The organism is Zooshikella ganghwensis (assembly GCF_018263875.1).
Classification (GTDB): Bacteria; Pseudomonadota; Gammaproteobacteria; order Pseudomonadales; family Zooshikellaceae; genus Zooshikella; species Zooshikella ganghwensis.
This window is the reverse complement of sequence record NZ_JAEVHG010000004.1, coordinates 313,357-337,759: the sequence shown is the minus strand read 5'-3', so window position 1 is coordinate 337,759 and position 24,403 is coordinate 313,357. Positions and strand designations below refer to the sequence as shown.

The following is a 24,403-nucleotide window of genomic DNA, read 5'->3' as shown; positions in this document are numbered from 1 at the left end:
TAAACTCTCAAAATGCAGGTAGCGAAACGTTGAGTAAACAAGCAAATCCAACCTCAGATAAATTACGACTTGATAAGTGGCTATGGGCAGCTCGTTTTTTTAAAACCCGCGCCCTTGCCAAAGCAGCGATAGAAGGAGGCAAAGTTCACTACAACGGAAGCCGCACTAAACCCAGCAGGGAGCCAGTGGTTGGCGATACGCTGACGATTCGTCAAGGCTGGGATGATAAAACAGTCATCATTACCGCACTATCACAACAACGACGGGGTGCCAGTGAAGCTCAGCAGCTTTATACTGAAACAGAAGAGAGCATCCAGCAAAGGGAAAAGCGGGCTTTAGAGCGCAAAGCCAATAGTGCCAGTCAAATTGCTCCTGACTCACGCCCCACTAAAAAGCAACGCCGCGATATTCGAAAGCTTAAAGATCATAATGCTTAGCTAAAAAAAGTGCTTAACGAAAATAAAGTGCTTAGCAAAATGAGTGTGGTATTACAGTACTCAAGATCTTGAAGACAAACAGGATTTGTCTTCTTTATGAGAGTTGTTATTGCTACTCATCTTCTTTTTCAGGGATTCTTTGCCAAATAGCCAGTAGCTCTTCAGCTGTTTCGTGAGCAGCTTCTATCATAGGCGCATGACCTACCTTTGGCAGAATTATCATACTGACATCTTCAAGATGGCGATGAAAATGGGGAGCCGTCGCTTCAGGCAGCACACGATCCTCCTTGCCCCATAAGACAAGTGTTGGCATTTTTAACTGATTAAGGTATTCAGCTGCCCGTTCCTCTTGATAAAAAGCCTCTGTTGACGACTTTAAATCTTTGAAAATTTTTCTGTTACGTTCTGCGTGGGCTATCTGCTCTAACTCCATCGCATGAACAATAATACTGGGAATTTCAGGCGGTATAGACATAACAAATGCCAAAAAAGCAGTCATGTCACCTGACGCCTCAACAATTAGTGGGTTATTACCTTGCTTCAGCAGGCCCTCAAGCTCACTGGGCATATCCGTGATGATACCTGCAGAATTGAACAGCCCCAGGGTTAAAACTTTTGCAGAATGTTGCGCTGAGTAAACAAAGCTAATCCATCCGCCCATCGAGTTACCCACTAAATGAAAATTGTCGAGCTTTAACTCATTAACGATATGCTCAAAAGCAGCAACTTGATTTTCAATTAAGTAATTGTCCAGATCCCAGTCGGTATTACCATGCCCAGGTAAGTCAATCGCGAAATAGTGGTAACGGTCTGGCAACAGCCTGATCAGTTCCAGCCATACATCCTTGTTAGCCGCAAACCCATGAACAAAAACCACCTTTTGCCCTTCAGGATCACCACCTTCCAAGTAACTAACTCGGTTGCCTTTGACCATCACAGACTTTAATACCACACCCGCCCCATCACGGGTATAGGTTAAGGCGTTGTGATAAATCAACACCGCCAAACTATCACGAAATAAAATGCAAAAGGCAGCAACAACAGTCAAAATAATAAACGCTGCTGTAACTCGTTTTACGGGAAAAGTAGCACTCTTTTTCAAATTACTTTTTACTCTCAGCGGTTAACAGCTTAAATAACACGGGAACAACAACAATAGTGAGTACCGTTGATGACAACAAACCACCAATGATTGTCCAGCCCAGAGGCGCCCATAAGCTACTCCCTGATAATGTTAACGGTAGCAGGCCACCCACTGTTGTAAACGTTGTCAGCACAATAGGTATTAAACGTGTCTTTCCCGCTTCTAATGCCGCACTCGCAACCGATAAGCCACTGGCTCTAAGTTGGTTCGCATAATCAATAAGAATAATAGAGTTGTTCACAACAATCCCGACGAGTGAACTAAAGCCAATGAATGCCATAAAAGAAAAGCTATTTCCTGATGCAAACAAACACACTAAAACACCCACTATAGACAAAGGTATTGCCGCAAAGACAATGACAGGCTGAACAAATGACTTAAACTGCAGCACAAGCACAGCAAATATACCCAGCAAGGCAATTAAGAGTGCCTTAGTAATACCCGCAAATGACTCTTCCCGACTCTCTTCTTCCCCCCCAACCCGAAAAGAAAAATCCGTTGGCCACTCGACTGTTTGTAACTGCTCTACAATAGCGGAGGTCACATTAACTACCTGAAACCCTCTTGCCACATCGGCTGTAACGAGGGCCGTTCGTTCTAAGTCATAGTGATGAAAACTGGCTTGCCCTGGAGTGAAATTGAGTTGTGCAACCTGACGTAAAGGAATGGACTGACCATTAACTGATGCCACCGTAATTCTCTCAAAGTCATCTAAGGTTGGTTTATTGCTATCCGCTAAACGCGCAACAATGGAGTATTCATCCCCTAACTCATCCCTGAACGTCCCTACAGATGAGCCTGACAGTGCTGTTCTAATGGTTTTATCTATTCGAACAATTGGAACCCCTAGCAAACCAGCTTTATCTCGGTTAATAGCAACATTGAGATCTGTTTTATATTCACCAGTAGGATTTCGCACATTAATGACACCAGGCGTACTTCGCATAATATCAGCAACCGCATTTGCCATTTTTTTCAGGGTGGGAATATGATCACCCACCACCCAGATAGCGACTGGAGCATCCAATGGTGGTCCCTGTTCAAATTCTTTTACGGCAATTTCTGCTCCTGGAATTTCCACTACCTGCTGACGCAATGAGCTAACAAAGTCGGGCAAACTCTCTTGCATATCAGGTGATAGCTGAACAAACAATTGAGCGTGATTGGGTTGCTCCCGCTTAGGCTCCACATTGTAATAAACTTTTGGATTGCCTCGCCCAACGTTGGTGGTAACACTCTTCACACCATCTTGTTGCGCTAATAACTGTTCAACCTGATGTGCGATGTCACCCGTGGTATCGAAGCTGGTGTCCTCTGGCGTATCAATATTAATCATCAGCTGAGGCTTTTCAGCTTTTGGAAACAGGCTAACCCCCACTTTGGGAAATAACCACAGACTACTGGACAGTATCAACACCACACTCAGCAGAACCCATACTGGATGCTGAAGACTCAAACGCAAAAAAGGAACATAGCAGCGATGAGTAAATCTGGAAAACCATAAAGCAATCCTCGTTTCAGCTGATTCTGGGGAGCAATCATTTGCGCTAGAGGAAGGCTGATCAGCACCATGTACTAACTGATCAGCATTGCCAGACGCCCCTGAACCAGCTCTTTTTTTCAGCATTTTGCTGGACAGCCAGGGTGTGAAGGTTAGAGCAATAATCAGTGAAGCCAACAAGGTTAAAATAACCGTTACAGGTAAAGAGCGAATAAAGCGACCTGTTCCACCTTCCAGCATCAGCATTGGAATAAAAGCCAGTACAGTCGTAATTGTGCCACTGGCCACAGCCCACCCCATCTGCCCTGCTCCTTCAATGGCAGCTTGCAGAGGCGTTTTTCCTTGTCGATATAAGCGAGTAATGTTTTCAGTGATGACAATGGCATTATCAACCAATAAACCCAATGCAATCACCAAGCCTGCAATCGTTATCTGTTGCAGCCCAAATCCGGTAAGATCAACCCAGCCAATAGCCACCAACATGGAACAGGGAATGGCCAGTACAATTACCAGACTTTGCTTTAATCCAATCACCGCTAAAACAATCAAGCCCACTAACAAAAGTCCTTGCAACAAATTGTTTTGCAGCAATGACAGCATTTGCTCAACACTTGCCGTTTGATCAAACACAACATCTGTTTTTACTGTTTTTGGCAGTGTTTTTTGAAAAGTGGTTAGGGTTTCTATTAAGCCTCGTTGAACATTAAAAATATTGGTATTTTCACGCTGTTTTACCGAAACGATAACGGATCGCTTTCCATTATGGGTGATCGCGTGTGTTGGGTCATCATCAGCAAAGTGCACTTCAGCTACATCTCTGACAAAAACAACATGCTTTTCCGTTCCCCGAACAATCGTCTTCTGAATGGCCTCCAGTGACTTGAAATCACCACTGGTTCTTACTGTAAACCGTGCCTGACCGGCATCAACATGTCCTGCTGGGATATTAACGCTGGCAGCTTCCAGTGCACTCAGTAACGTATCCAGCGAAATATCCCACTGTCGCATTTTTTCTAGATCAGCACGCACCTGAATTTGCTGGCTGGGTATACCCCATACATCAGCCTGCTTAACACCAGAGACCTTTTCAAACTTTAACTCTAAGCGCTCTGCAATCCTTCTTAACTCTCGAAATGATGCCTGCTCTGAGGTTAATGCTGCCAGGAAGATATTGACGTTAGTCGGCGAGGCTTTCAGCACCTCTAAACGCAACAAATCATCAGGTAACTCCTCCCTGGCCTGATACATGGCTTGCACAACGTCATCATAATAGTCATCAGGATCTTCTATGTCGTGGAACTCAATCTGTGTAGTTACTACACCATCTGTAATAGTCGTCTTAAGCTTTTTTACATCATCAAGTGCATAAAGCGCATCTTCAATGGGGTCAACAACGAGCTGTTCCATATCCAGGGGGGCTGTACCAGGGTAAACAGCGATAATGGTGGATATCGGTAAGGTAATTTGTGGATCTTCAGAGCGTGGCATCGTCACCAGTGATACCCCCCCCAATATCACCAGTAGCAACAAAATCATCAAAGTAAACTGATGGTTTACTACGGCAAACTGCGGTAACTTCATGCCTCCATTTAATTTCATACCAGCCTCTACTCCCCAGCAAGACGCACATGCATTCCATTTTCTAAATACTTAGCGCCCAGGGTGACAACCTGTTGCACGCCATCCAGTCCTTTTTTAATGGCCAGCTCTCCTCCCAGCATGGCTGAGATATCTACCCAGTGCTGTTGAACTTGGTGCGTTTGCTCATCAAAAGCAAAAACCATCGCTTTATTGTTGTTTGCGGTGACCATGGCAGCAACAGGAATAAACGCAAGCGGCTTGGTGGTATGTGGATAAATATCCATTCGCCCTATCAACCCGGATTTGAGCACTACAGATGGTTTGTCTAACTCAACCTTTACGTTAAAAGTACCTGACTTTGGATCTGCTACAGCAGCAATTTGACTCACTCGACCTGAAAAACCTTTCTCTGGGTAAGCATCAAAAAGGACTTTGGCTGTATCTCCGATACTCACTTTCACCACATCTCGGTCAGCCAACCCCACTTCCATCACCCACTGATCTCTTCCCAGTGCAACAAGAAAAGCTGGCTTACCCGCACTGATTAACTCATGCGGCTCAAGCAGCCGCTGTAATACCCGACCTGGCTGAGTTGCCTTGATCACCGAATGGCGTTGATTAAACCGAGCAATTTGCAGATCAGCTTCTGCAAGCCGTAATACAGTTTGTGCATCCTGCAACTGTTGTAAAGAAATGGCTTTCTTCTGATATAAACGGTTAAGACGTTGTAAATCTCTTTTAGCTTTAACTACGTTAGATTCCGCAGAGCTGACTTGAGCATTGACTTCTTCCTTGTCTAATACAGCTAATAAATCCCCAGTATTAAAGGTATCACCCTCATCAACATACACTGCCTTTACCAGTCCACTGGTTTTAAATGCCAGTCGAGTTTCTGCTGCATAACTCAAACGCCCAGCCGTTCTAATCGGTAACAAACGGATTTCACGTTTAACATTGGCAGTTTCCACAACACGAGTAGGCTGCTGAAGCGTCTTTGGCAGATCTCTTTGCAGGCTATTATCCGCATAAACCTGATGCCAGGCACAGCCTAACAACATAGCCCACAACACCGCGCCCAACCGCGAAATACGCTGTGGACGATGTAATTTTGAACGTTTCATACCTAAGCCTGCTGAGTTGTCGAGAATAAAAACGGATGTTGCAGTAACCAGTACTTGAGGTTGTACTGAATAAAACGATGTTGACACCGCTAACATATAACCCAAGAATGTTTTCACTGTCAACATTGATTTTTTTATATGCTGACCAGTACTGACAGTCATTCACAGGCTTTCTAAACTTATTCTTTGAGAAACGTTTTTGTATTAGCGCCTAATTAAGGGCACCTCTAAAAATGCACTCTTTTCGAAATAGCTGTGTCAGTGCTGTGAATTTTTCCACTCAGACCATGACTTCAAGTGTCAGGATGCCTATAATTCGCCCCCTCACTAAACGAGCTGAGCAATACTGTTATGAGTGAAAATGATCAAATTCAACGATTTCTTTTTGAGCAGACTGATATCCGAGGCGAGATAGTTTCTCTTGAGCAGAGTTATCAACAAGCTCTGGCAGCCCATAACTACCCAGAACCAATCAGACAGTTACTCGGTGAGTTGATCTCCGCAGCCATCTTGTTAAGCACAACGTTAAAATTCGCTGGAGTGATGACTTTGCAGGCCAAAAGCAGTGGCCCTATTCGCTTACTAATGGTGGACTGCAATGAAAAGCATGAATTTAGAGCATTAGCACGGTGGGAGGGTGATATTCGGCAAATGGATCTGCAGAGCTTACTACCTGCAGGACACCTAGTGATTACCATCGACCCAGAACAAGGCAAGCGCTATCAAGGCATCGTACCCCTCAATGGTGATACGCTCAGTGAGTGTTTTAGTGTCTACTTTGCCCAGTCAGAGCAGTTACCCACCCAAATGTGGCTATTTGCAAACCATGAGCATGCAACAGGGCTATTACTTCAGGCACTGCCAGCGACCCAGGAAACAGACCCTCAGCAACGAGAACTTAAATGGGAGCACATAACAACGCTGGCCAAAACCGTAAAACCTGAAGAGTTGTTAACACTAGACCCCCATATTGTGCTGCACCGACTATTTCACGAAGAAACTGTCCGCTTGTTTCCTGCTGAGCCTGTAGCATTTCACTGTAATTGCACTCGGGAAAAAACATCCGTCGCATTGCGCTCAATCGGACGAGAAGAGGCTGAAAGTGTGCTAGAAGAGCAAGGGGAGTTAGTGCTTAATTGTCAGTTCTGTAATCAAGCGTATCACTATAATGCTACAGATATAGCCCAACTTTTTGATAACGACGAAAACACTTCATCCTCGCCACTTCACTAACACCACCTCCACGATGCAGGTTAATACTTGCATCGTGAATATCCCCACTTTAAAAAGCAAAATACTCTCACTAAGCTGTACACCCAAAACTTTATGCCCAATCAGAGTTGCATTTGAACGCCAATCTGTATATATTTTCGCCACCTTTTGGTTTGGTCAGATTATGAGCAGTGACTAGTTTTTGTTTACAACTCATTTGACCCGTTTTGTTTTGACCAAATTAAAATATCGCGTTAACCCTAAACGCTCTCAATTCACTTAATCTGCAAAAGAAGGAGGCCCACAGTGATAAATACTCATATGTTCATTGACACAACGGGTTTCCTTGCCAAGTACGTTTTCAGTTAATAACCAGCTGTTCATCGCTGGTTTATAGCATTACAAGCCCTATTAGCACTTACTCATTACCAGTACGCCTGGAGACTGTTTAATAGCGGCTTGGCATTGAGCCCTTCCTAAAGTTTTGTCCTCTATTGTCATACGCACCATGATGACAGAGAGAAAACAGCCAACTTTTTGTTTTAAACAATGCCATTTAGGAGTGCACATTATGATTTGTTTTATAAGCCAGCCTCATTTAGGAGCAACTTGTCGTATGCCTATTTTTACATTGATCGTAAAGACACTTGATGATGAAAAAGAAAGATATAAAAGAGATTATTACCTGCTTAGGTGAAGAGCGGCGTTTGTTTTATTATCATAAGGACCGCTATTGTTTTGATCTGCTGCGTTATGCAATGGCTAAAAATAAACACCAAACCTGCAAGTTAAATCAGCTTAAGCAAAGCCAGTTTGGCCAATTTTTTACAAAAAAATCAGTCAAGGAAGCTTTATCCATTTATGGACAAGGTGAAATCAGTCAAGACCAGTTGGCGTGTTGCTGGTTAGAAAAACCATTCATTTTTGCATTAACCTTAGACTGCTGGGGTAATGGCGATAGAGGTTGGGATCAAACTTCTCGAAACCAATCTAATTTAGTCCTACAAATCAACTTTACGGGTGAGCACTTAGATAATTACTACTCACTGATAAAACCAGATAAAGATGATGAAGGTCCGTTTGCATCCGACTCGCACCCTATCAATACCAAAGGCCGCCATACTATGGCTTGGGTACGCTTAGACTTTGACCTGGACTCTAATGAAGCATTAATAGAAGAAGTTCAAAATGACTGGTTAAGGGATGCCAACCGTGCTTATATGCGTCTGAAAACCAGGCGAAAAAGAAATCCCAATCTTAAACCAAGCGATGTTTGGTATAGTATTAATGGAGACTATGAGGGGTTATCTCGCTATGTTGAAACCATTTTACCCCCCTACCAACAAATTTGGGCTGAAGCATCACTGGCAGCAGCTATACAGTTTATTCGAGAAGAGCTGGGCATCACTCAAATCTACTACCACACTTATGAAACGGGAAAAAAAATAAAAGACGTAGCGCACAATCCCCCTCGATCAATCTACACCAAGCTGCCAAGACAGTTTGGCTTTAAACTTACTGCAAATACACCCGTGTTTTTACGCAACGATAAAGTCGCACGCCGCTATCTTAAAGCTATTCGCCAACCCAATTGGTATGTCATGCAGCTTTAATAGAGACGGTATACCCTGCAACTGACATGCAGCCTCAGTTATATCGGCAGGTATAGAAACAATCGCACTGGCTCAACTAGATTCTTTTGATCTAGTTGAACCGGATATTTAACAGCTATAAATTATTTGGAAGTATTCATTTTTACACGCTTTGTTTATGGCAAAGAATTGCTTAACACACTCCCCTAAGTTAAACACTCAACAAACGAGAAACATTACTTTATATAAGGACTTTTAAAATATAAGGACATTCAAATCTCACACTGCCATAATTCTTTTATTGATATAAAGCTCCTTAATGTACTGCTAATTGCCTTAACGCAAACGATGTTTTTTTGGCATAATACTATTGCTTACATGCCTTGAGTGTAGGTTTTTTGAGGTGACATCATAAGGCTTAGTTAACCATCTACAAAAAACTGAGTTTTATTGCTTATCCGTGCTGACACTTACTCAATAACCCATCACAGAGCATGCTGAAATGAAAGGCTAGATAAGGTAATACTAAGTTGATTTTTTCCTACTCTACATACACCCTGAAGCAATCTATACCCAACACGTAGGGTTTTTAGGGGCGGCTGTCAAGCGATGAAGCCCCCGGAGCTTATATTAATAAGTGACTGGGGTGAAGAGCGCTGACAACAAACCCTAAAAATGATTCGTGAAGGGTATATACCCAACACGTAGGGTATATTTATTATGGAATTGGTTTTACCGATAAAATACAGCTTAAGCCAAGTAGCAATAAGCTAAAAATAAAGGCATAAGTCTTCTTTTTAACAGTGAAACAAATCCCCTAATAGGGTTTGCGTAAAGGGCAACACTAACCTTTGTCTACTTAGCGTGAAGCCACTATGCTGAAAACAACATGTTGCCATGTAAGCCACAGGACTAAAGAATTAACTAAAACGGTATAAAAAGCCGGCGAGGTAATTGATAATGACTGATAGCAACGAGGGTCCTCAGGTTTTTGAAGATCTCCACTCAGCTCAACTAGTGGAGTTGGCAGTAATACGCAATGAAGGCCGTTTAGCATCAAATGGTGCATTAGTCGTTGAAACGGGAGCAAGGACGGGTCGCTCACCCAAAGACCGCTATATTGTCGATGAACCAAGCACATCAGATGCTATTGATTGGGGGGCTATAAACCGACCATTTCCTGCAGAAAACTTTGATACACTCTGGGAAGAAGTAGAACAAAGTCTAGCGGGCCGAGACCGTTTTATACAGCATTTACATGTTGGTGCTGACCTTGAACACTACTTACCTGTTCAAATGACGACAGAAACAGCCTGGCATAATTTATTTGGCAGAACCCTGTTTGTACGCCCATCAACATACAATCCTCAAGGCAAAGAAGCCTGGCAGATTCTTAATGTACCCAGTTTCATTTGTGATCCAGCCAAGCATGGAACCCACTCTGATGGTGTTGTGATCATTAACTTTGCCAAACGCAAAGTACTACTGGCGGGTATGCGCTATGCCGGAGAAATGAAAAAAGCCATGTTCTCTGTGCAAAACTTTCTGCTGCCTGAAAAGGATGTTCTCCCTATGCACTGTTCCGCTAATGTTGGGGAAAATGGTGAGACTACCCTTTTCTTTGGTTTATCCGGCACGGGTAAAACAACACTCTCCGCAGATGAGCAATGTTATTTAATTGGCGACGATGAGCACGGTTGGGCTAAAGGCAGTGTCTTCAATTTTGAGGGCGGCTGTTACGCGAAATGCATTAACCTTAGCCATGAAGCAGAGCCTGTTATTTGGAATGCGATTCGCTTTGGCGCCATTGTCGAAAATGTGGTCATTCATCATCATACCAATGAGCCGGACTATGCGGATATCTCCATGACAGAAAACAGTCGATGTGCATATCCTCTAGAACATGTGCCCAAGCGTGTTCATGAAAACCGTGCTGGTGAGCCAACGGCGATCATCTTTCTCACCTGTGATATGACAGGTGTACTGCCACCTGTATCGATACTATCCAAAGAGGCTGCAGCTTATCATTTCTTAAGCGGTTATACCGCACTGGTCGGTTCAACCGAGATGGGGAGTGAAGCTGGATTGAAATCCACATTTTCAACCTGTTTTGGTGCCCCCTTCTTCCCAAGACCTGCACGAGTATACGCTGAGCTTCTTATTAAGCGTATTGAAGAATTTGGCAGTAAAGTCTTTCTGGTTAATACTGGCTGGACAGGTGGGGCTTATGGCAAAGGCGGTAAACGCTTTAGTATTCCAACGACACGTGCCGTCATTCATGCTATTCAAAATGGTGACCTGGCCGAAGTGCCAACTCAGCATTTACCCACTATTAATGTTGAAGTACCCACACAAGTTCCTGGAGTCGATGCAACACTATTGAATCCTCGCGACACCTGGCAAGATAAGCAAGCTTACGATGATGCCGCCAAGGACTTAGTACAACAGTTTATTAATAACTTTAAAAAGTTTGACGTACCTGAAGAAATCATCCAGGCAGGTCCTCATATTGATAGCTAATAGCCGCTTTAACTAGCTATTTTCACATTTATCGATAGCCAAGGGGATACTCTAACTATACTAAAGTTGGAGTATCCATCGACCTCTTTAATTTCCCACTTGCCCACTAAATAGATAAACCCTATCTACTGCACTTGTTTTATTAATAATTCTTTTGAGTAATTATCTAGGGCATGCCGTCCAACCTGACCTAGCGCTTCAGGTCTGGCTAGAAAGCCTATGTTTTTCAGTGTTGATCCACTTAGTAAGGTTAATGCTCATGGCTTATCGAGCAAGCTGAGACATGTACGATAATTAGTCTGTATAGTGAGTGCAGAGTAAGACACTTTCTGTTTGAGTGTGTCATAATCTGGATTGTTTTTTATTAATTGAGAGAAAGGTAATTCATGGAAACTATCTTTCAGCGTATTGCGGAAGAACTCGATGTTCGTCAAGTGCAAGTTGCTGCAGCCGTAGAGCTACTTGATGGTGGTGCTACTGTTCCTTTTATCGCCCGTTACCGGAAAGAAGTAACAGGTGGTCTTTCAGATACAGATTTACGTACTTTGGAAGAGCGACTGCGCTACCTCAGGGAGCTGGAAGAGCGGCGTGACACAATACTGAACAGTATTAAAGAGCAAGACAAGCTCACCCCCGAGCTGGAACAATCTATAAAACAAGCAGATACCAAAACACGGCTTGAAGATTTGTACCTGCCATATAAACCTAAACGTCGTACAAAAGCACAAATTGCACGCGAAGCTGGGCTAGAACCACTTGCCGATTTACTTTTCAATCAGCCAGAAACCTCTCCAGAACAAGCAGCTGAGCCATACATTAATGCAGATCAAGGTGTAGCGGATGTCAAAGCCGCACTTGATGGCGCTAAATTTATTCTTATGGAACGCTTCAGCGAAAATGCTGAATTGCTCGGAAAACTAAGAGAGTTTTTATGGGAAGAAGGCGACCTGTCTTCAACAGTTGTTGCAGGTAAAGAAACTGAAGGCGCCAAATTTCAAGACTATTTTGCCCATCGTGAACCTATCAAAAAAGTACCTTCTCATCGCGCACTAGCTATTTTCAGAGGCCGTAATGAAGGTATCCTGCAAGCTGTCATTGCCGTGGGCGAAGAGCTAGAACGTGGGGCATCTCATCCTTGCGAACACATGGTTGCTGAGTTTTGGGGAGTATCTGACGAGCAACGTCCTGCCGATAAATGGTTGCAGGAAGTCGTGCGTTGGACCTGGCGAGTAAAACTGCTCAGCCAACTGGAAAGTGAACTTCTCACCCGCCTGCGAGAAGCCTCAGAAGAAGATGCTATTGCCGTTTTTGCACATAATCTAAAAGACCTTCTCCTCGCAGCCCCTGCAGGCCAGCGTTCCACCATTGGCCTGGACCCAGGTTTACGAACCGGTGTTAAGGTCGCAGTGGTCGATAATACCGGTAAGCTTGTTGAGCACACCACCATTTTCCCTCATGCGCCACAAAATGACTGGGATAGATCAGTCGCAATACTGGCAGCCCTCTGTCAAAAGCACGATGTTGAGCTGATCAGTATCGGCAATGGCACAGCGTCAAGAGAAACAGACAAGCTAGCCGGTGAACTCATCAAAAAATACCCTTCATTAAAAGTAACGAAGATTATGGTGAGTGAAGCAGGTGCTTCTGTTTATTCAGCTTCAGAACTAGCCGCAAAAGAGTTTCCAGAACTTGATGTGTCATTCCGTGGTGCGGTATCTATTGCAAGAAGGCTCCAAGATCCACTGGCAGAGCTTGTGAAAATTGAACCTAAGTCTATTGGGGTGGGCCAATACCAACACGACGTCAGTCAAACCCGCTTAGCACGATCTCTGGATGCGGTAGTTGAAGACTGTGTGAACGCTGTGGGTGTTGATGTAAACACCGCCTCCTCTCAGCTACTGCAACGCATATCCGGACTTAACCAAACAATTGCCAGCAATATTGTCAGCTTTAGAAATGAGTTTGGCGTCTTCAAAAACAGAAAAGACCTGAAAAAAGTGCCTCGTCTGGGTGAAAAAACCTTTGAACAAGCAGCAGGCTTCTTGCGTATTATGAATGGCGATAACCCATTAGATGCTTCTAGCGTCCACCCTGAAGCCTATCCTGTTGTTAAATCAATCGCTGAAATCAATCAACGTGATATACGCAATATCATAGGTGACAATGCATTTCTGAAAACACTGGACCCTGCCAGGTTTACAGATGAACACTTTGGTATCCCAACAGTTACAGACATTATCAAAGAGCTTGAAAAGCCAGGACGAGACCCTCGCCCAGAGTTTAAAACAGCCACCTTTAAAGAAGGAGTAGAAACACTGGCTGACCTCAAACCCAATATGACATTGGAAGGGGTTGTTACCAATGTCACTAACTTTGGGGCATTCGTTGATATTGGTGTGCATCAGGATGGGCTGGTCCATATCTCCGCTTTATCAGATACCTTTGTTAAAGACCCTCGTGATGTGGTTAAGGCAGGGGATATTGTTAAGGTGAAAGTGCTGGAAGTGGATATTCCTCGCAAGCGGATTGGTCTGACAATGCGCATGACAGATACGGCGGAAGACTTCAAAGCACAAAAAGATCAACCTCGCTCAGAAAGGAAAGCAACAGGCGGTAATAAAAAAGGACGGACAGCCAGTGCCTCAAGTAAGCCTGCTGGCGGGACTTTTGCCGATCTGTTTGCTAATGCTAAAAGCCTCAAAAAGAAATAATTACACTCTTGGTCTCTGGAGCTATCCAGAGACCATGCCCAACCTTTCGCTTTTGATTCCTTCTTTAGCTACAACCTGATTATAATTCTACCCACTCAATTACTGTCTCAACGTTATTTTGCTAAAGACTGGTGTTATACCTTGCAAAAAACGTATACACCTTTGTTTTCGGCTCAACATCCCGCTTAATAAAGCAAAAATGCTGATAACATTCGCACATAACCCGATAGAGATGGTATACCTTAGTATAAGGTAACTTGTAGTGATGATGACTCATCCCCATATAGTGTTCTCCACTCATCTGATTAGCTTAAGGAAGCGTTGTTTTGGCTAACTTAGCAGACCGGCTTAAGTTGTTAAGCCAGCCGGTAAACCGCCAACTGCTCAAAGCAACACGGCGCGGCATTGAAAAAGAAAGTTTACGAGTCTCCCCTAACGGTTTCTTAGCTCAAACCCCTCACCCACTGGCGTTGGGTTCCAAGCTAACACACCCCTATATCACAACAGATTATTCAGAAGCACTACTGGAATTTATTACGCCCGCCTTTACGGACATTGATACGACGCTTGGTTTTCAGCATGATTTGCATCGATTTACCCAACAGCATTTAGCAGATGAGTTGCTTTGGGTTAACAGTATGCCCTGTATTTTAACGGGAGATGAGAATATCCCTATTGCTTATTATGGTGAATCCAACATAGGCAAAATGAAGTATATTTATCGCGAAGGTTTAGCTCATCGCTACGGTAAAGCAATGCAAACCATTGCGGGAATACATTATAATTTTTCTCTTGCCCCAGAAGTCTGGTCACTACTTAGCGACTATGAGCAAACAAGTTTACACGAAAAAAATCAGCACGATTTACAGTCAAGCAGCTATTTAAACCTTATTCGCAACTTTCGGCGCTTAAGCTGGTTATTAATGTATTTATTTGGTGCGTCACCTGCGGTATGTCGTTCCTTTTTCAGCCATACCAACCACCAGCTGCAAGACTTTGACGACTATACTGTTTATTTACCTTACGCAACTTCGCTGCGCATGAGTGACTTAGGCTATCAGAACAATGCCCAGTCTGGCTTAAATATTTGCTACAACACATTACCAACATATATAGAGTCCCTTGAGCACGCAATTCGCACCCCCTTTCCTGATTATGAGAAAATAGGTCTCACTAAAGATGGCCATTATTTGCAGCTTAATACCAATATCCTGCAAATTGAAAATGAATATTACAATGCCATTCGCCCCAAGCGTACTATAGAATCAGGCGAACGCCCTGCCCGTGCTTTGCAGGCAAGAGGTATCGAGTATATTGAGGTGCGCTGCCTGGATTTAAATCCATTTGACGCTATTGGTATAAACGCCTCACAAGCCGCATTTATGGATGTATTCTTAACCTATTGTGCTTTAGCTGAAAGCCCCACAATCACCACACCAGAATGCGAAGCCATCACTCATAACTTTACACATGTGGTGTTAGAGGGAAGAAAGCCAGGATTGCAGCTTCAAAAACAGGGAAACCCCATCCTATTAACCCATTGGGCAAAAGAAATTATTGATTCACTGATGCCTGTCGCCGCACTGCTTGATGATGCCCATGGAGCAAACCATCATCAGGAAAGCTTACAGCAAGAATTACAAAAAGTAGAAAACCCAGAATTGACACCATCTGGACAATTACTACACACACTCTCAGAAAAACAATACAGTTTCAGCGAGTTCACACTGATCCAGTCAAAGCAACATGCTGAAACATTTAAACAAACGCCAATAGCCGCTGATACACAGCAAATGTTGGAAGTACTGGTCAAACAATCCCTTCAACAGCAAGCTGAAATTGAAGCTGCACCACAGGAAGCATTTGAGACTTTTTTAGCTAATTATTACACATAAATAATTTGCATGTGCGGCAAGCTATTTGCTTTTATTAGGCTTATGACTTGCTGCACAAGCAATTTATGATCACGTTATTCGCTAACTAACGCTGCACTACAATATTCTTAAATAACAAATCTTCAACTAAAGGCTCACCTTCTTCTTCTTTAAAAAAAGCTTGCACTTGATGTAAGGCATCATTCCGCAATCTTTCTTTACCAGCAACCGTATCAACATCATCGACTTTTTGAGCACTGAGCAACAAAACTAATAAATCACGTACTGCAGCAATATGCTGACTTACTTTTGCTTTAGCTACATCTCCGGTAATTTTGAAGGCAATATCCGCTTTTAGATACTGCATACGTTTCGTCTTACTTGATAAATTAACTATGATGGGAGGATTAACATCAAGATACGCCACTTGAGGCACTTCCTCATCTGCAGACAAAAGTGTGGCGAAACAAAAACTAAAAACCAATACCGTTAAGGCCAACAAACTAATCTGATAAGCAGCTCTTTGTCTCACGCGCTTCCCTCCCCAAACACCGTTTTACGTCCCTGTTTTAGGTTATTAGTGAACAATTTTAGCAGCTCATAGACTAAAAAAAGAAAGCTCACACAAATATGTCCCTAGCGTTACTTTTCTTGAGTGACGTTAGTCAATCGTTTGTAGTTTATAGATCGTTACAGGTATATTTGTGGATGCAACTGACTTACTGTATTCAATATTATGTACATGATTGTTGACTAACTTTCTCGGCAGGAGACTCTTCATGGGCTTACCACAATCTCGCCCTTTGTTCTTTTTGGCATTTTTGACCTGTGCTGGCCTTATTGGAGGCGCATTGTTTTTTCAGCATGGTTTAGGACTTGAGCCCTGTCCACTGTGTATTGTTCAACGCATTATTGTGATAACAATTGGTGTGATTTGCTTGCTGGCCTCTATTCACAACCCTGGTAACGTTGGTTACCGCATTTATGCTGGACTCACTGCTTTAATTGCAGGGACTGGTATTGGTGTAGCCAGTAGGCAAGTCTGGCTGCAGAGCTTACCACCAGATCAAGTCCCTGAGTGTGCTCCTCCACTCGATGTGTTAGTAGATATGCTACCTTGGCAAGAACTGCTAACAGTCATGTTCACAGGCACTGGTGACTGCGCTGAAGTTCAATGGACATTTCTTGGGCTAAGTATTCCTGGCTGGTCACTCGTTGCATTTATTGGTTTCTTTTGCTTTGCGATGATCGAATTATTCCGCCAACGTCCCAAACGTATGTTTTCATAAGCAAACACAATATTTAGTGTATTCGTTGATATAGTCGTTAAACCCTATACCCAAATTAAAGGGCACCACTCTACCTACCCTTCACCCGTCATATATTTCTAGGTTTGTAGTTGGCGCTCTTGAGCACCACAGTTGGAGGGAGTGCGGCTTGTGGGATGTCATGCAATGGCTGCTATCGCCAGTCTTAATAAACCAGACTAGCCCCACTAAAAACGCTTTGTATAAAGTATACCCAATACGAATGGTTTTTAGGTGCGGCCATCGAGTGACGAAGTCCCATGAGCCTATATTAATCGGTGATTGGGGTGAGGAGTGACGATAACAAAACCTAGAAATCATTCGTGAAGGGTATATATCTGGCTTTTCTTTAGGTTATTTTCTCGCTCTTATTGCTGCCAACAAGTACATGACCTTTCCATTAAGCAATTATTGCACTTGCTGCTTTCCTGCCACTGGCCTAATCTACCGTTAAAAAACAAACTTCATCACACCTGTAAATAAGTATGTAGTAACATAGCATCGTCGCACACGCTAAATAGCTTTCGCGAAGGGTGTAATACATAAAATAATAGTTGAATGGTATGCATAAGGGGAAAATGAATGCTTGAAGGTTGTCATAATGCGAAAGAACGCTGGGGTGGAGTGTCAGAGATCATTGATCGATGGTTAAATGAGCGACAAGAGCTCATTGTTTTATATTGCGATATCAATGGGCTCAACGGTATTAAAGAAAAAAATACTCAAAATCAAATTAAATACGAGAAACTCCAGGCCCTGTGCCAACTCATGATGGACTATGTCTCTGCCGGACATTTTGAAGTCTATGAACAATTGTTAAGAGAGGGAAAAGAGTTTGATGATGGGGGTATTGAAGTTGCTAAACAACTCTATCCTCTCATTCAAAAGACAACCGAGATATGTCTACATTTTAATGATAAATATGACAGTCAAGCCAGCTGTAAATCCAAGCAAGATCAATTGCGTGAAGACCTTTCACAGCTAGGCCAAGCAATGGAAGAACGTTTTACTTATGAAGACCAGCTGATTGAAGTCCTTCATAACGCACATAAAGAGCTGCTTTCTGAATAGTCTTTAGTACAGCTCATACTTTTACTAGTTTGGATAGCGGGGTTTTAATAGCAAAGCTCCGTCCCCCCCTTTTTTCAAGGGCCACTCGCACCCTCTCCAGAGCATTCATTCTGAAAAACATCTAGCCTTGACTCTGAAGCATACTTTAGGCTCTATGCTTATGGCGTGGAGGCAATTTATGGAAACGAGTCTTAGTATTGGCACACTAGCCAAAGAGTGCGGCCTGACCGTAGAGGCAATCCGTTATTATGAAAAGCAGGGGCTGATGCCAAAGCCTCATCGAACGGAATCAGGCTATCGCTTTTACAAAGCAACCGATATTGATCGTTTAAGCTTTATTTTGCGTTTAAAACGCTTAGGTTTTTCCCTAAAAGAGATAAGAGAACTTCTCTTACTTAAGTCAGCACCCGAAAAAAATCACCAGCAAATTCATCAACTGGCTGAAGAAAAACTGGAAGATATTGAGCACCGAATCAAAGATATGCTTCGCGTTCGCCATGATTTAGTCACCCTCCTGAAAAGCTGCTCAAAAGCACATCAGGATTCATCTTGCCCAATACTTAACGCATCTAACCCTTTTGCCAAGGATTCGTAGTCATGACAGCATTTATAGAAAACTTAATCGCCCTTACCAATGCTGCATCACCCTGGCTGCTTCTTGGTTTGGTACTCGCCGGATTAATGAAAACCTGGCTACCACAGCAACATTTGCAACGCTGGCTCGGCAAGCCAGGACTATCAGCAACTATTCGTGCAGCTATTATTGGGGCGCCACTCCCCTTGTGCTCTTGTGGCGTCGTGCCTGTTGCGATGGAACTGCACCGCAAAGGGGCTTCTAAAGGAGCTACCTTATCATTTTTAGTCTCAACGCCAGAAAATGGTGTTGACTCTGTGACCCTAAGCTATGGGATGCTAGGTCCCTTCATGGCTATTATTCGTCCAGTCTATGGCATTGTTTTAGCGATATTGACGGGTATTCTCGGAGAGAAACTGACAGAAAAAGATACACAGCATGCAACAAACTATTCTTGTGGCGGTTGCTGCGGAAATAGTGAGAATACACGTCAAGTTCAGGCGAAAACAACCACTTGGGAAGGCGTACGCTATGCAATTACTCAACTCTATGATGATATGCTGGGTTGGCTGCTTATCGGATTAATCATAGCAGGCCTAGTCATGACGTTCCTGCCATCTTCAGCACTCAGTGACTGGGGGCATGGCGTTTTTGCTATGCTATTTATGCTCGTTGCAGGCATACCCATGTATATCTGTGCTACAGCATCGACACCACTGGCTGCCGCATTATTGCTTGCTGGAATTTCTCCAGGAACAGTGCTTGTATTTTTATTAGCGGGACCAGCAACAAATCTGGGAACCTTAGGCATCATTCGCAAGGAACTAGGGCACCGTGCGTTTTTAGGCTACATTATTGCTATCAGCGTTGGCTGTATTAGTTTTGGATTAATGACAGATTTGATTGTTAATTTATTTCAAATAAATATTTCTGCCCAAATACAGCCTGAACATGCTTTATTTCCTGCTTGGTTTAATGCTACGTGCAGCATTATTTTAGTATTACTGGCTATCAAACCTTTAAGAAGACAACTGCTGCCTGCCTAGCGTTTATAGAAATCAAGTTCATTTCGCACCTTTCCTCCCCTGACTGAGACTATCAATAAGATAGTTTCAGTCAGGACTCACCACTTAAGTAAAAGCTGCTAACCTGTATTTATATCCTTTATGAGTGATATTTAAATCCTGACTTTTTACTACTATTGCCACAACTAAGTATATAAGTCAGAGAGCAGCATACTCTATAAATTGTATGACTTAAATAATACTTCTGTTTAATCATTATGTACCCCTTTCCCAAACTACCCATCATTATCCTTCTTATCTTCCTAATGATTGGCTGTACCCAAAAAGAAGAGAAGTTTTGGGAGTTAGCAATCGTTGGCAACACCGCCAGTGCACTGTCCCCTGATGGCCAGCTTGCCATGATTGGTTCAATTAATCACGGTGGCAGCCTTTGGCGGATGCCAGCCTATGAGCGACGGTTTAACTGGAACCACCAAGAAGGTGTTTTCAGCTATCTCGTTGCAGTCGCATTTTCAGGCAATAATGAGTTAGCAGCTACTGCTGATAATTTGCAAACCCTTGTGCTATGGTCATCTTTAACAGGTGAACCTCAAGCATTTTGGCGTGCCCCTGGCGATGTTTCCAGTATCGCATTATCCAGCGATGGCAATAATGCTTTGTTAGGTCTGTTAGATAATCGCGCCATTTTATTTAATATTAAAAATGGGGGGGTTGAGCGCACTTATCTTCATGCTGATCGAGTTAATGCAGTAGCTATGTCTGGTGATGGAGTGATGGTGCTTTCTGGATCGGATGACTACACAGCTAAATTATGGGATACAGTAACAGGTAAACTGCTTCATAATTGGGATATGGGAAATAAAGTCGTTGCCGTGTCACTTTCAGCAAATCATCGTTTCGCATTTATTGCAGCAGCAAACAGTATTGCTCAGGTTCGCGACACTAAAACAGGCAACCTGGTTTATGATGTTAACCCCCATGCAGAATGGATGGGGCGCGGTCCCACTCTTGTCAGCGCAATTTTCTCGGATAATGAGCAAAAGCTATTAACAGGAACAACCAATCGCGAAATAAAACTGCATGATTTACAACAAAAAAAAGTGATAAAGCATTGGCAGGTCAGTCGCAGACAAGCCTGGAAGCCTACAGGTGTTGCTATACAGGCATTGGCTTTTGGGCAAGATCAATTTTATGCTATTGGCTCTAATGGTCTCATGTATGTCTTACGCTGATCTTAAAAAAAGCCAGTAGCTTTTATGACATTGTAAGGTAAACACTGAGTAAATCAGTAGTGGCGATGATAATGAATAGTCATCGCCAACTACTCATAAACACCTTTTATTGAAAAGGTGTAATATTAAGTCACAAGTTACTTAATATTCTCTAACTTTTTTTAGGCTCTTCTTTCTTTTCAGCATTTTCGACTTTTTCAGGCTGCTTGATCTCTTTCAGCTCAACTTTAAAGATGAGTGTAGAGTTTGGACTGATTTTATTTGGAATACCACCTGGTCCATAAGCAAGTTCAGAGGGGATATAAAGCTCCCAAACAGAGCCTTGAGGCATCAGCTGTAGCGCTTCAGTCCAGCCCGGAATAACCTGATTCACACCAAATGTCGCAGGTTCGCCACGCTTATAAGAGCTATCAAAAATGTTTCCATCTAAAGTTCGGCCTTCATAATGAACAACCACTGTGCTCTCAGCCTTTGGTTTTTCACCTTCGCCTTTAGTAATTACTTTGTACTGTAAGCCAGAGTCAGTCTTGATAATCCCATCAGCTTTAGCATTTTTTTCTAAAAATGCCTTTTCTTTCGCTAAATTTTCTTTGGCTTCTTTTTCCATACGCTTTTGAGCACGCTCATAGCTTTCACGCTGAGCTTTTTGAATGATTTTGATCATTTCCTGCTCATCAATCGCAGTTTTTTCTTCTTTCAATACATTAGCCATTGCTGCAGACATGACATTTAAGTCCAGGTCATCATATTTAAAGTCTGCTTTCAGCCGTTGAGCAAACATAACACCCAGGCTGTAGCTGAGCTTCTGTTTGTCGTTGGTTAATTTAACAGGTTCTGCAAATACCTGTGAAGCTGTCGCCAACACCAAACCGGCTGTTAATACTTTTAATTTCATGATCTTCTCATATAAGTTGGTTGAATTATGTCCTTAGCACTACGCACCCATAAGGATACTGCAGTTTTGAGCCCTTTAGCCTTAGAAAGTTCGCCTGTGGCTGTTTCAGCCGACAAGTGCATAACTTCCAGTCCAATCGGCAGGCAACCAATTTTAGGGTTGACCGCATCATACCCCATCAGCCAGAAAGAAGGTATAGAGCATTGATGAGTTGTCTACTTAAAGCACAATGACGAGTATGCTGGGTTCAATGCAATTAAAACAGGGACGTAATTCTTTAGCATTTTCGTTCCATTAAATATTCACTATCACAGTCCAGCATAAAGACCACAAAACTCAATAGTCACTTTATGTTTAGGCTCAAAGTGTATCAATGGTATTGCTTGCTCATGAGACTCTCTAATTTTTATTGAAGAGGAAATATAAGGGGATAATATTGGCATATCTTCATCCAACAATTGATTAACCATTTCCTGTGGTAATTTTGCCCGTGGCTGAAACTGATTAACCACAATTCCTTCAATGCTTAGTGCCGAATTATGATCAACTCGAGTTTCCTCAATATTAGCCATTAAGTCATACAATGCACGCCTAGAAAAATCGTCACAGTCAAAGGGTATCAAACAATTATCTGCCGCTATCAATGCTGATAAACTATAAAAATTAAACGCGGGTGGCGTATCTATATAAACCTCATCAAATAAGTGCTCAACACGATCAAGCGCTTCACGTAACTTATATATCTTATGGCGGGTTTCCAGCTTATGCTGCAACTCATTCAATTGCGGTGACGAGGGTAATAATGAAAGTCCTGCATACTGGGTAGTAGTAATATATGAGCGAAGATTAGCTTCTGTTAGACGAAATGTCAGACTCTCCTGAAAGAAATCAGCTATAGTAGGAAGAGATGTACTATAGTTTTTTCCAAGTAGATAAAGAGAGGAGTTACGCTGCCCATCGAGGTCAATAAGAAGTGTTCGCTTACCCTGGCTGGCAGCAATAGCAGCGAGGTTACAAGCTATTGTAGACTTCCCAACACCTCCTTTCTGATTAAAAACTACTCGACGCTTCATAATTTAGCCCCTTTGCATGAATGGATAATATTACGTCAATTTGCCATTAATATTTTTCCTCTTGATGAATACTTCAGTAAGTGGCAGCTCAGTGGAAAAATTACACTGATTCACATTTTGTCTTATTAAGTGTTTACCTGGAAATATTGCAACTATTACTTAAAGTATAATGCTATTAGCATCAATATTACGCACAAAAAATTTGCAAGTGTTTCCTATTTTTGCCACCATAAGGTAAATATTTTTAATTTTTCATCCTTAAGATATGGATAATTATTTTTCTCTTCGTATAATTCTTTTAAATTGATCTCTACTGTTAGATGAGGAATTAAAATGGCAGCCAAGAAAAAGGCAACGGCTCGACGAGCTGTAGCTGTTACTGTTTCAGATATAAAACAGCAAATTCAAAAACTCGAGCAGCAATTAGCTCAAGCTCAAGAGAAAGAGCTTACTCAACTTGAGAAGCAAATTACTTCACTTCAAACCAAAGTGGAAAAAGCAAGACTAAAACAGGAGAAAGTAAAACTTAGACAAACAACACTTTCAGCAAAACTTAAAGTCAAAAAAACTGCCGCAACAGTGCGTCAGCTAGAGAAGACAAAAGTTGACTTAGCTGTCGCTAAAGAAGAAGTAGCATTACTGCGCGACGAGCTAAACACCGCTAAAGAAGAGCTTAAAGAGCTTAAAGAAGACGTCAAGTACACCGCTAAACGCGATAAAGTACTTGCAAAATTCGAAGCGGAAATTGCTAAAACTCAAGCAGTCAAAGAGCTAAAAGCGGCTAAAACAGCAGCGAAAACTACTGCTAAAAAACCAGGTAAACGTGGTCGTCCGGCAAAAGCTAAAACAGAAACTACTGCGAAAAAGCGCGGTCCAGGTCGCCCACCTAAAGCAACAACAGCTAAAGCTGCGGCTACACCGAAGAAACGCGGTCCAGGTCGTCCACCTAAAAAGGCTACAACTGCCACTGCTTCTACAGCGGCAACGCCTAAGCGTCGGGGGCGTCCACCTAAAAAAGCCACTGCAGCAACCACTGCAACAGCGGCAACTACTGCAGCACCTAAGAAAAAGCGTGGTCGTCCGCCTAAAAAAGCTACTGCTACTGCAACCGCAGCAACAACGACAGAGACAAAAACAGCACCTAAAAAGCGCGGTCGTCCACCTAAAAAGGCAACTGCTACAGCAACTAAAACAAAAACAACTGCAGCTAAGACAACGACAGGTCGTCGTGGCCGTCCACCTAAAAAAGCAACTAAAGCGGCAGCACCAGTAGAAGCACCAACAAAAGACTTACTGGCAGAAGCAGCTCTAGCAGATACTGCAGTAGAATCTACCAGCCAGCAAGAACTGCTACCTGTAGAAACTAAAGCTCCAGAAGCTGTTTCTGAAGCACCAGAAAGTACACCAGTTGCACCAGAAGCTAACGAAAACAAGGATTCTGATGCACCAAGAAGTATCTTTGATCCTGCTACTGACATGTAATAATGTTTTACTAAAGAAGGGCTTAAGTCCTTCTTTAATTTAAAACGACAT

At 42.8% G+C, this 24,403-nt stretch carries 18 protein-coding genes; 12 read left to right on the top strand and 6 right to left on the bottom strand.

The genetic code is table 11. The annotated features are described in order from the left end of the window. The first annotated feature begins 29 nt into the window (after positions 1–29). The gene (hslR, locus tag KHS79_RS09100; RefSeq protein WP_212718427.1) at positions 30–437 is read left to right on the top strand and encodes a ribosome-associated heat shock protein Hsp15; all 408 of its coding nucleotides are present in this window, start codon (positions 30–32) and stop codon (positions 435–437) included. Positions 438–549: 112 nt separating this feature from the next. Here hslR and KHS79_RS09095 read toward each other — a convergent pair whose 3' ends face one another. The 3 genes from KHS79_RS09095 to KHS79_RS09085 are packed head-to-tail and all read right to left on the bottom strand — an operon-like array spanning position 550 to position 5,946. Then, positions 550–1,539, bottom strand: coding sequence for an alpha/beta fold hydrolase (locus KHS79_RS09095; RefSeq protein ID WP_212718425.1), 990 nt, complete (start codon positions 1,537–1,539; stop codon positions 550–552). 1 nt (position 1,540) lies between these two features. Continuing rightward, positions 1,541–4,681, bottom strand: a complete 3,141-nt coding sequence (locus KHS79_RS09090) for an efflux RND transporter permease subunit (RefSeq protein WP_233468339.1) — start codon at positions 4,679–4,681, stop codon at positions 1,541–1,543. A gap of 8 nt (positions 4,682–4,689) precedes the next feature. Beyond that, the gene (locus tag KHS79_RS09085) at positions 4,690–5,946 is read right to left on the bottom strand and encodes an efflux RND transporter periplasmic adaptor subunit (protein ID WP_212718423.1); all 1,257 of its coding nucleotides are present in this window, start codon (positions 5,944–5,946) and stop codon (positions 4,690–4,692) included. A 189-nt stretch (positions 5,947–6,135) separates the two neighbouring features. On the opposite strand from KHS79_RS09085, the gene hslO reads away from it, so the two are divergent. The 5 genes from hslO to gshA all read left to right on the top strand — a co-directional run bounded on the left by hslO (position 6,136) and on the right by gshA (position 15,714). Then, positions 6,136–7,017, top strand: a complete 882-nt coding sequence (gene hslO, locus KHS79_RS09080; protein ID WP_027708317.1) for an Hsp33 family molecular chaperone HslO — start codon at positions 6,136–6,138, stop codon at positions 7,015–7,017. A 629-nt stretch (positions 7,018–7,646) separates the two neighbouring features. Continuing rightward, on the top strand, positions 7,647–8,609 hold the full coding sequence (locus KHS79_RS09075; RefSeq protein ID WP_212718421.1) for a hypothetical protein: 963 nt from the start codon (positions 7,647–7,649) through the stop codon (positions 8,607–8,609). Between the two features lie 939 nt (positions 8,610–9,548). Continuing rightward, a complete protein-coding gene (locus KHS79_RS09070; protein ID WP_212718419.1) occupies positions 9,549–11,108 on the top strand; it encodes a phosphoenolpyruvate carboxykinase in 1,560 nt (519 codons plus the stop codon). A gap of 386 nt (positions 11,109–11,494) precedes the next feature. Then, positions 11,495–13,819 carry a Tex family protein gene (locus tag KHS79_RS09065; protein ID WP_212718417.1) on the top strand — a complete coding sequence of 775 codons (2,325 nt, stop codon included), beginning with the start codon at positions 11,495–11,497 and terminating at the stop codon, positions 13,817–13,819. Positions 13,820–14,145: 326 nt separating this feature from the next. Then, positions 14,146–15,714 (top strand): glutamate--cysteine ligase, encoded by a 1,569-nt coding sequence (gshA, locus tag KHS79_RS09060; protein WP_212718414.1) that lies wholly within the window; start codon positions 14,146–14,148, stop codon positions 15,712–15,714. 85 nt (positions 15,715–15,799) lie between these two features. Here gshA and KHS79_RS25855 read toward each other — a convergent pair whose 3' ends face one another. Then, a complete protein-coding gene (locus KHS79_RS25855) occupies positions 15,800–16,225 on the bottom strand; it encodes a flagellar basal body-associated FliL family protein (RefSeq protein WP_051311086.1) in 426 nt (141 codons plus the stop codon). A 247-nt stretch (positions 16,226–16,472) separates the two neighbouring features. Here KHS79_RS25855 and KHS79_RS09050 point away from each other — a divergent pair, with 247 nt between their 5' ends. From KHS79_RS09050 to KHS79_RS09030, 5 genes are all read left to right on the top strand, one after another. Next, a complete protein-coding gene (locus tag KHS79_RS09050) occupies positions 16,473–16,982 on the top strand; it encodes a disulfide bond formation protein B (RefSeq protein ID WP_027707592.1) in 510 nt (169 codons plus the stop codon). A gap of 600 nt (positions 16,983–17,582) precedes the next feature. Continuing rightward, positions 17,583–18,071: an Rsd/AlgQ family anti-sigma factor gene (locus KHS79_RS09045; RefSeq protein WP_027707591.1), complete on the top strand. Its 489-nt coding sequence runs from the start codon at positions 17,583–17,585 to the stop codon at positions 18,069–18,071. Positions 18,072–18,249: 178 nt separating this feature from the next. Next, positions 18,250–18,666 carry a heavy metal-responsive transcriptional regulator gene (locus KHS79_RS09040; protein ID WP_165773256.1) on the top strand — a complete coding sequence of 139 codons (417 nt, stop codon included), beginning with the start codon at positions 18,250–18,252 and terminating at the stop codon, positions 18,664–18,666. A 2-nt stretch (positions 18,667–18,668) separates the two neighbouring features. After that, complete coding sequence (locus KHS79_RS09035) at positions 18,669–19,691, top strand: SO_0444 family Cu/Zn efflux transporter (RefSeq protein ID WP_094785856.1); 1,023 nt, start codon at positions 18,669–18,671, stop codon at positions 19,689–19,691. 236 nt (positions 19,692–19,927) lie between these two features. Then, a complete protein-coding gene (locus tag KHS79_RS09030; RefSeq protein ID WP_212718412.1) occupies positions 19,928–20,902 on the top strand; it encodes a WD40 repeat domain-containing protein in 975 nt (324 codons plus the stop codon). Between the two features lie 151 nt (positions 20,903–21,053). Here KHS79_RS09030 and KHS79_RS09025 read toward each other — a convergent pair whose 3' ends face one another. Together KHS79_RS09025 and KHS79_RS09020 are read right to left on the bottom strand one after the other, a co-directional pair. Then, a complete protein-coding gene (locus KHS79_RS09025) occupies positions 21,054–21,797 on the bottom strand; it encodes an FKBP-type peptidyl-prolyl cis-trans isomerase (protein ID WP_212718410.1) in 744 nt (247 codons plus the stop codon). 308 nt (positions 21,798–22,105) lie between these two features. Then, positions 22,106–22,870, bottom strand: coding sequence for a ParA family protein (locus KHS79_RS09020; protein ID WP_212718409.1), 765 nt, complete (start codon positions 22,868–22,870; stop codon positions 22,106–22,108). A gap of 333 nt (positions 22,871–23,203) precedes the next feature. Between KHS79_RS09020 and KHS79_RS09015 the strand changes: the two genes are divergently transcribed. Further along, positions 23,204–24,352 (top strand): hypothetical protein, encoded by a 1,149-nt coding sequence (locus KHS79_RS09015; protein ID WP_212718407.1) that lies wholly within the window; start codon positions 23,204–23,206, stop codon positions 24,350–24,352. Positions 24,353–24,403 lie beyond the last annotated feature (51 nt).

What these genes read in the sequence shown, in the direction of transcription:
- KHS79_RS09090 (WP_233468339.1), bottom strand. Translation starts at nt 4,681, where the DNA reads ATGAAATTAAATGGAGGCATGAAGTTACCGCAGTTTGCCGTAGTAAAC.
- KHS79_RS09085 (WP_212718423.1), bottom strand. Translation starts at nt 5,946, where the DNA reads ATGACTGTCAGTACTGGTCAGCATATAAAAAAATCAATGTTGACAGTG.
- hslO (WP_027708317.1), top strand. Translation starts at nt 6,136, where the DNA reads ATGAGTGAAAATGATCAAATTCAACGATTTCTTTTTGAGCAGACTGAT.
- KHS79_RS09075 (WP_212718421.1), top strand. Translation starts at nt 7,647, where the DNA reads ATGATGAAAAAGAAAGATATAAAAGAGATTATTACCTGCTTAGGTGAA.
- KHS79_RS09070 (WP_212718419.1), top strand. Translation starts at nt 9,549, where the DNA reads ATGACTGATAGCAACGAGGGTCCTCAGGTTTTTGAAGATCTCCACTCA.
- KHS79_RS09065 (WP_212718417.1), top strand. Translation starts at nt 11,495, where the DNA reads ATGGAAACTATCTTTCAGCGTATTGCGGAAGAACTCGATGTTCGTCAA.
- KHS79_RS09050 (WP_027707592.1), top strand. Translation starts at nt 16,473, where the DNA reads ATGGGCTTACCACAATCTCGCCCTTTGTTCTTTTTGGCATTTTTGACC.
- KHS79_RS09045 (WP_027707591.1), top strand. Translation starts at nt 17,583, where the DNA reads ATGCTTGAAGGTTGTCATAATGCGAAAGAACGCTGGGGTGGAGTGTCA.
- KHS79_RS09040 (WP_165773256.1), top strand. Translation starts at nt 18,250, where the DNA reads ATGGAAACGAGTCTTAGTATTGGCACACTAGCCAAAGAGTGCGGCCTG.
- KHS79_RS09035 (WP_094785856.1), top strand. Translation starts at nt 18,669, where the DNA reads ATGACAGCATTTATAGAAAACTTAATCGCCCTTACCAATGCTGCATCA.
- KHS79_RS09030 (WP_212718412.1), top strand. Translation starts at nt 19,928, where the DNA reads ATGTACCCCTTTCCCAAACTACCCATCATTATCCTTCTTATCTTCCTA.
- KHS79_RS09025 (WP_212718410.1), bottom strand. Translation starts at nt 21,797, where the DNA reads ATGAAATTAAAAGTATTAACAGCCGGTTTGGTGTTGGCGACAGCTTCA.
- KHS79_RS09020 (WP_212718409.1), bottom strand. Translation starts at nt 22,870, where the DNA reads ATGAAGCGTCGAGTAGTTTTTAATCAGAAAGGAGGTGTTGGGAAGTCT.
- KHS79_RS09015 (WP_212718407.1), top strand. Translation starts at nt 23,204, where the DNA reads ATGGCAGCCAAGAAAAAGGCAACGGCTCGACGAGCTGTAGCTGTTACT.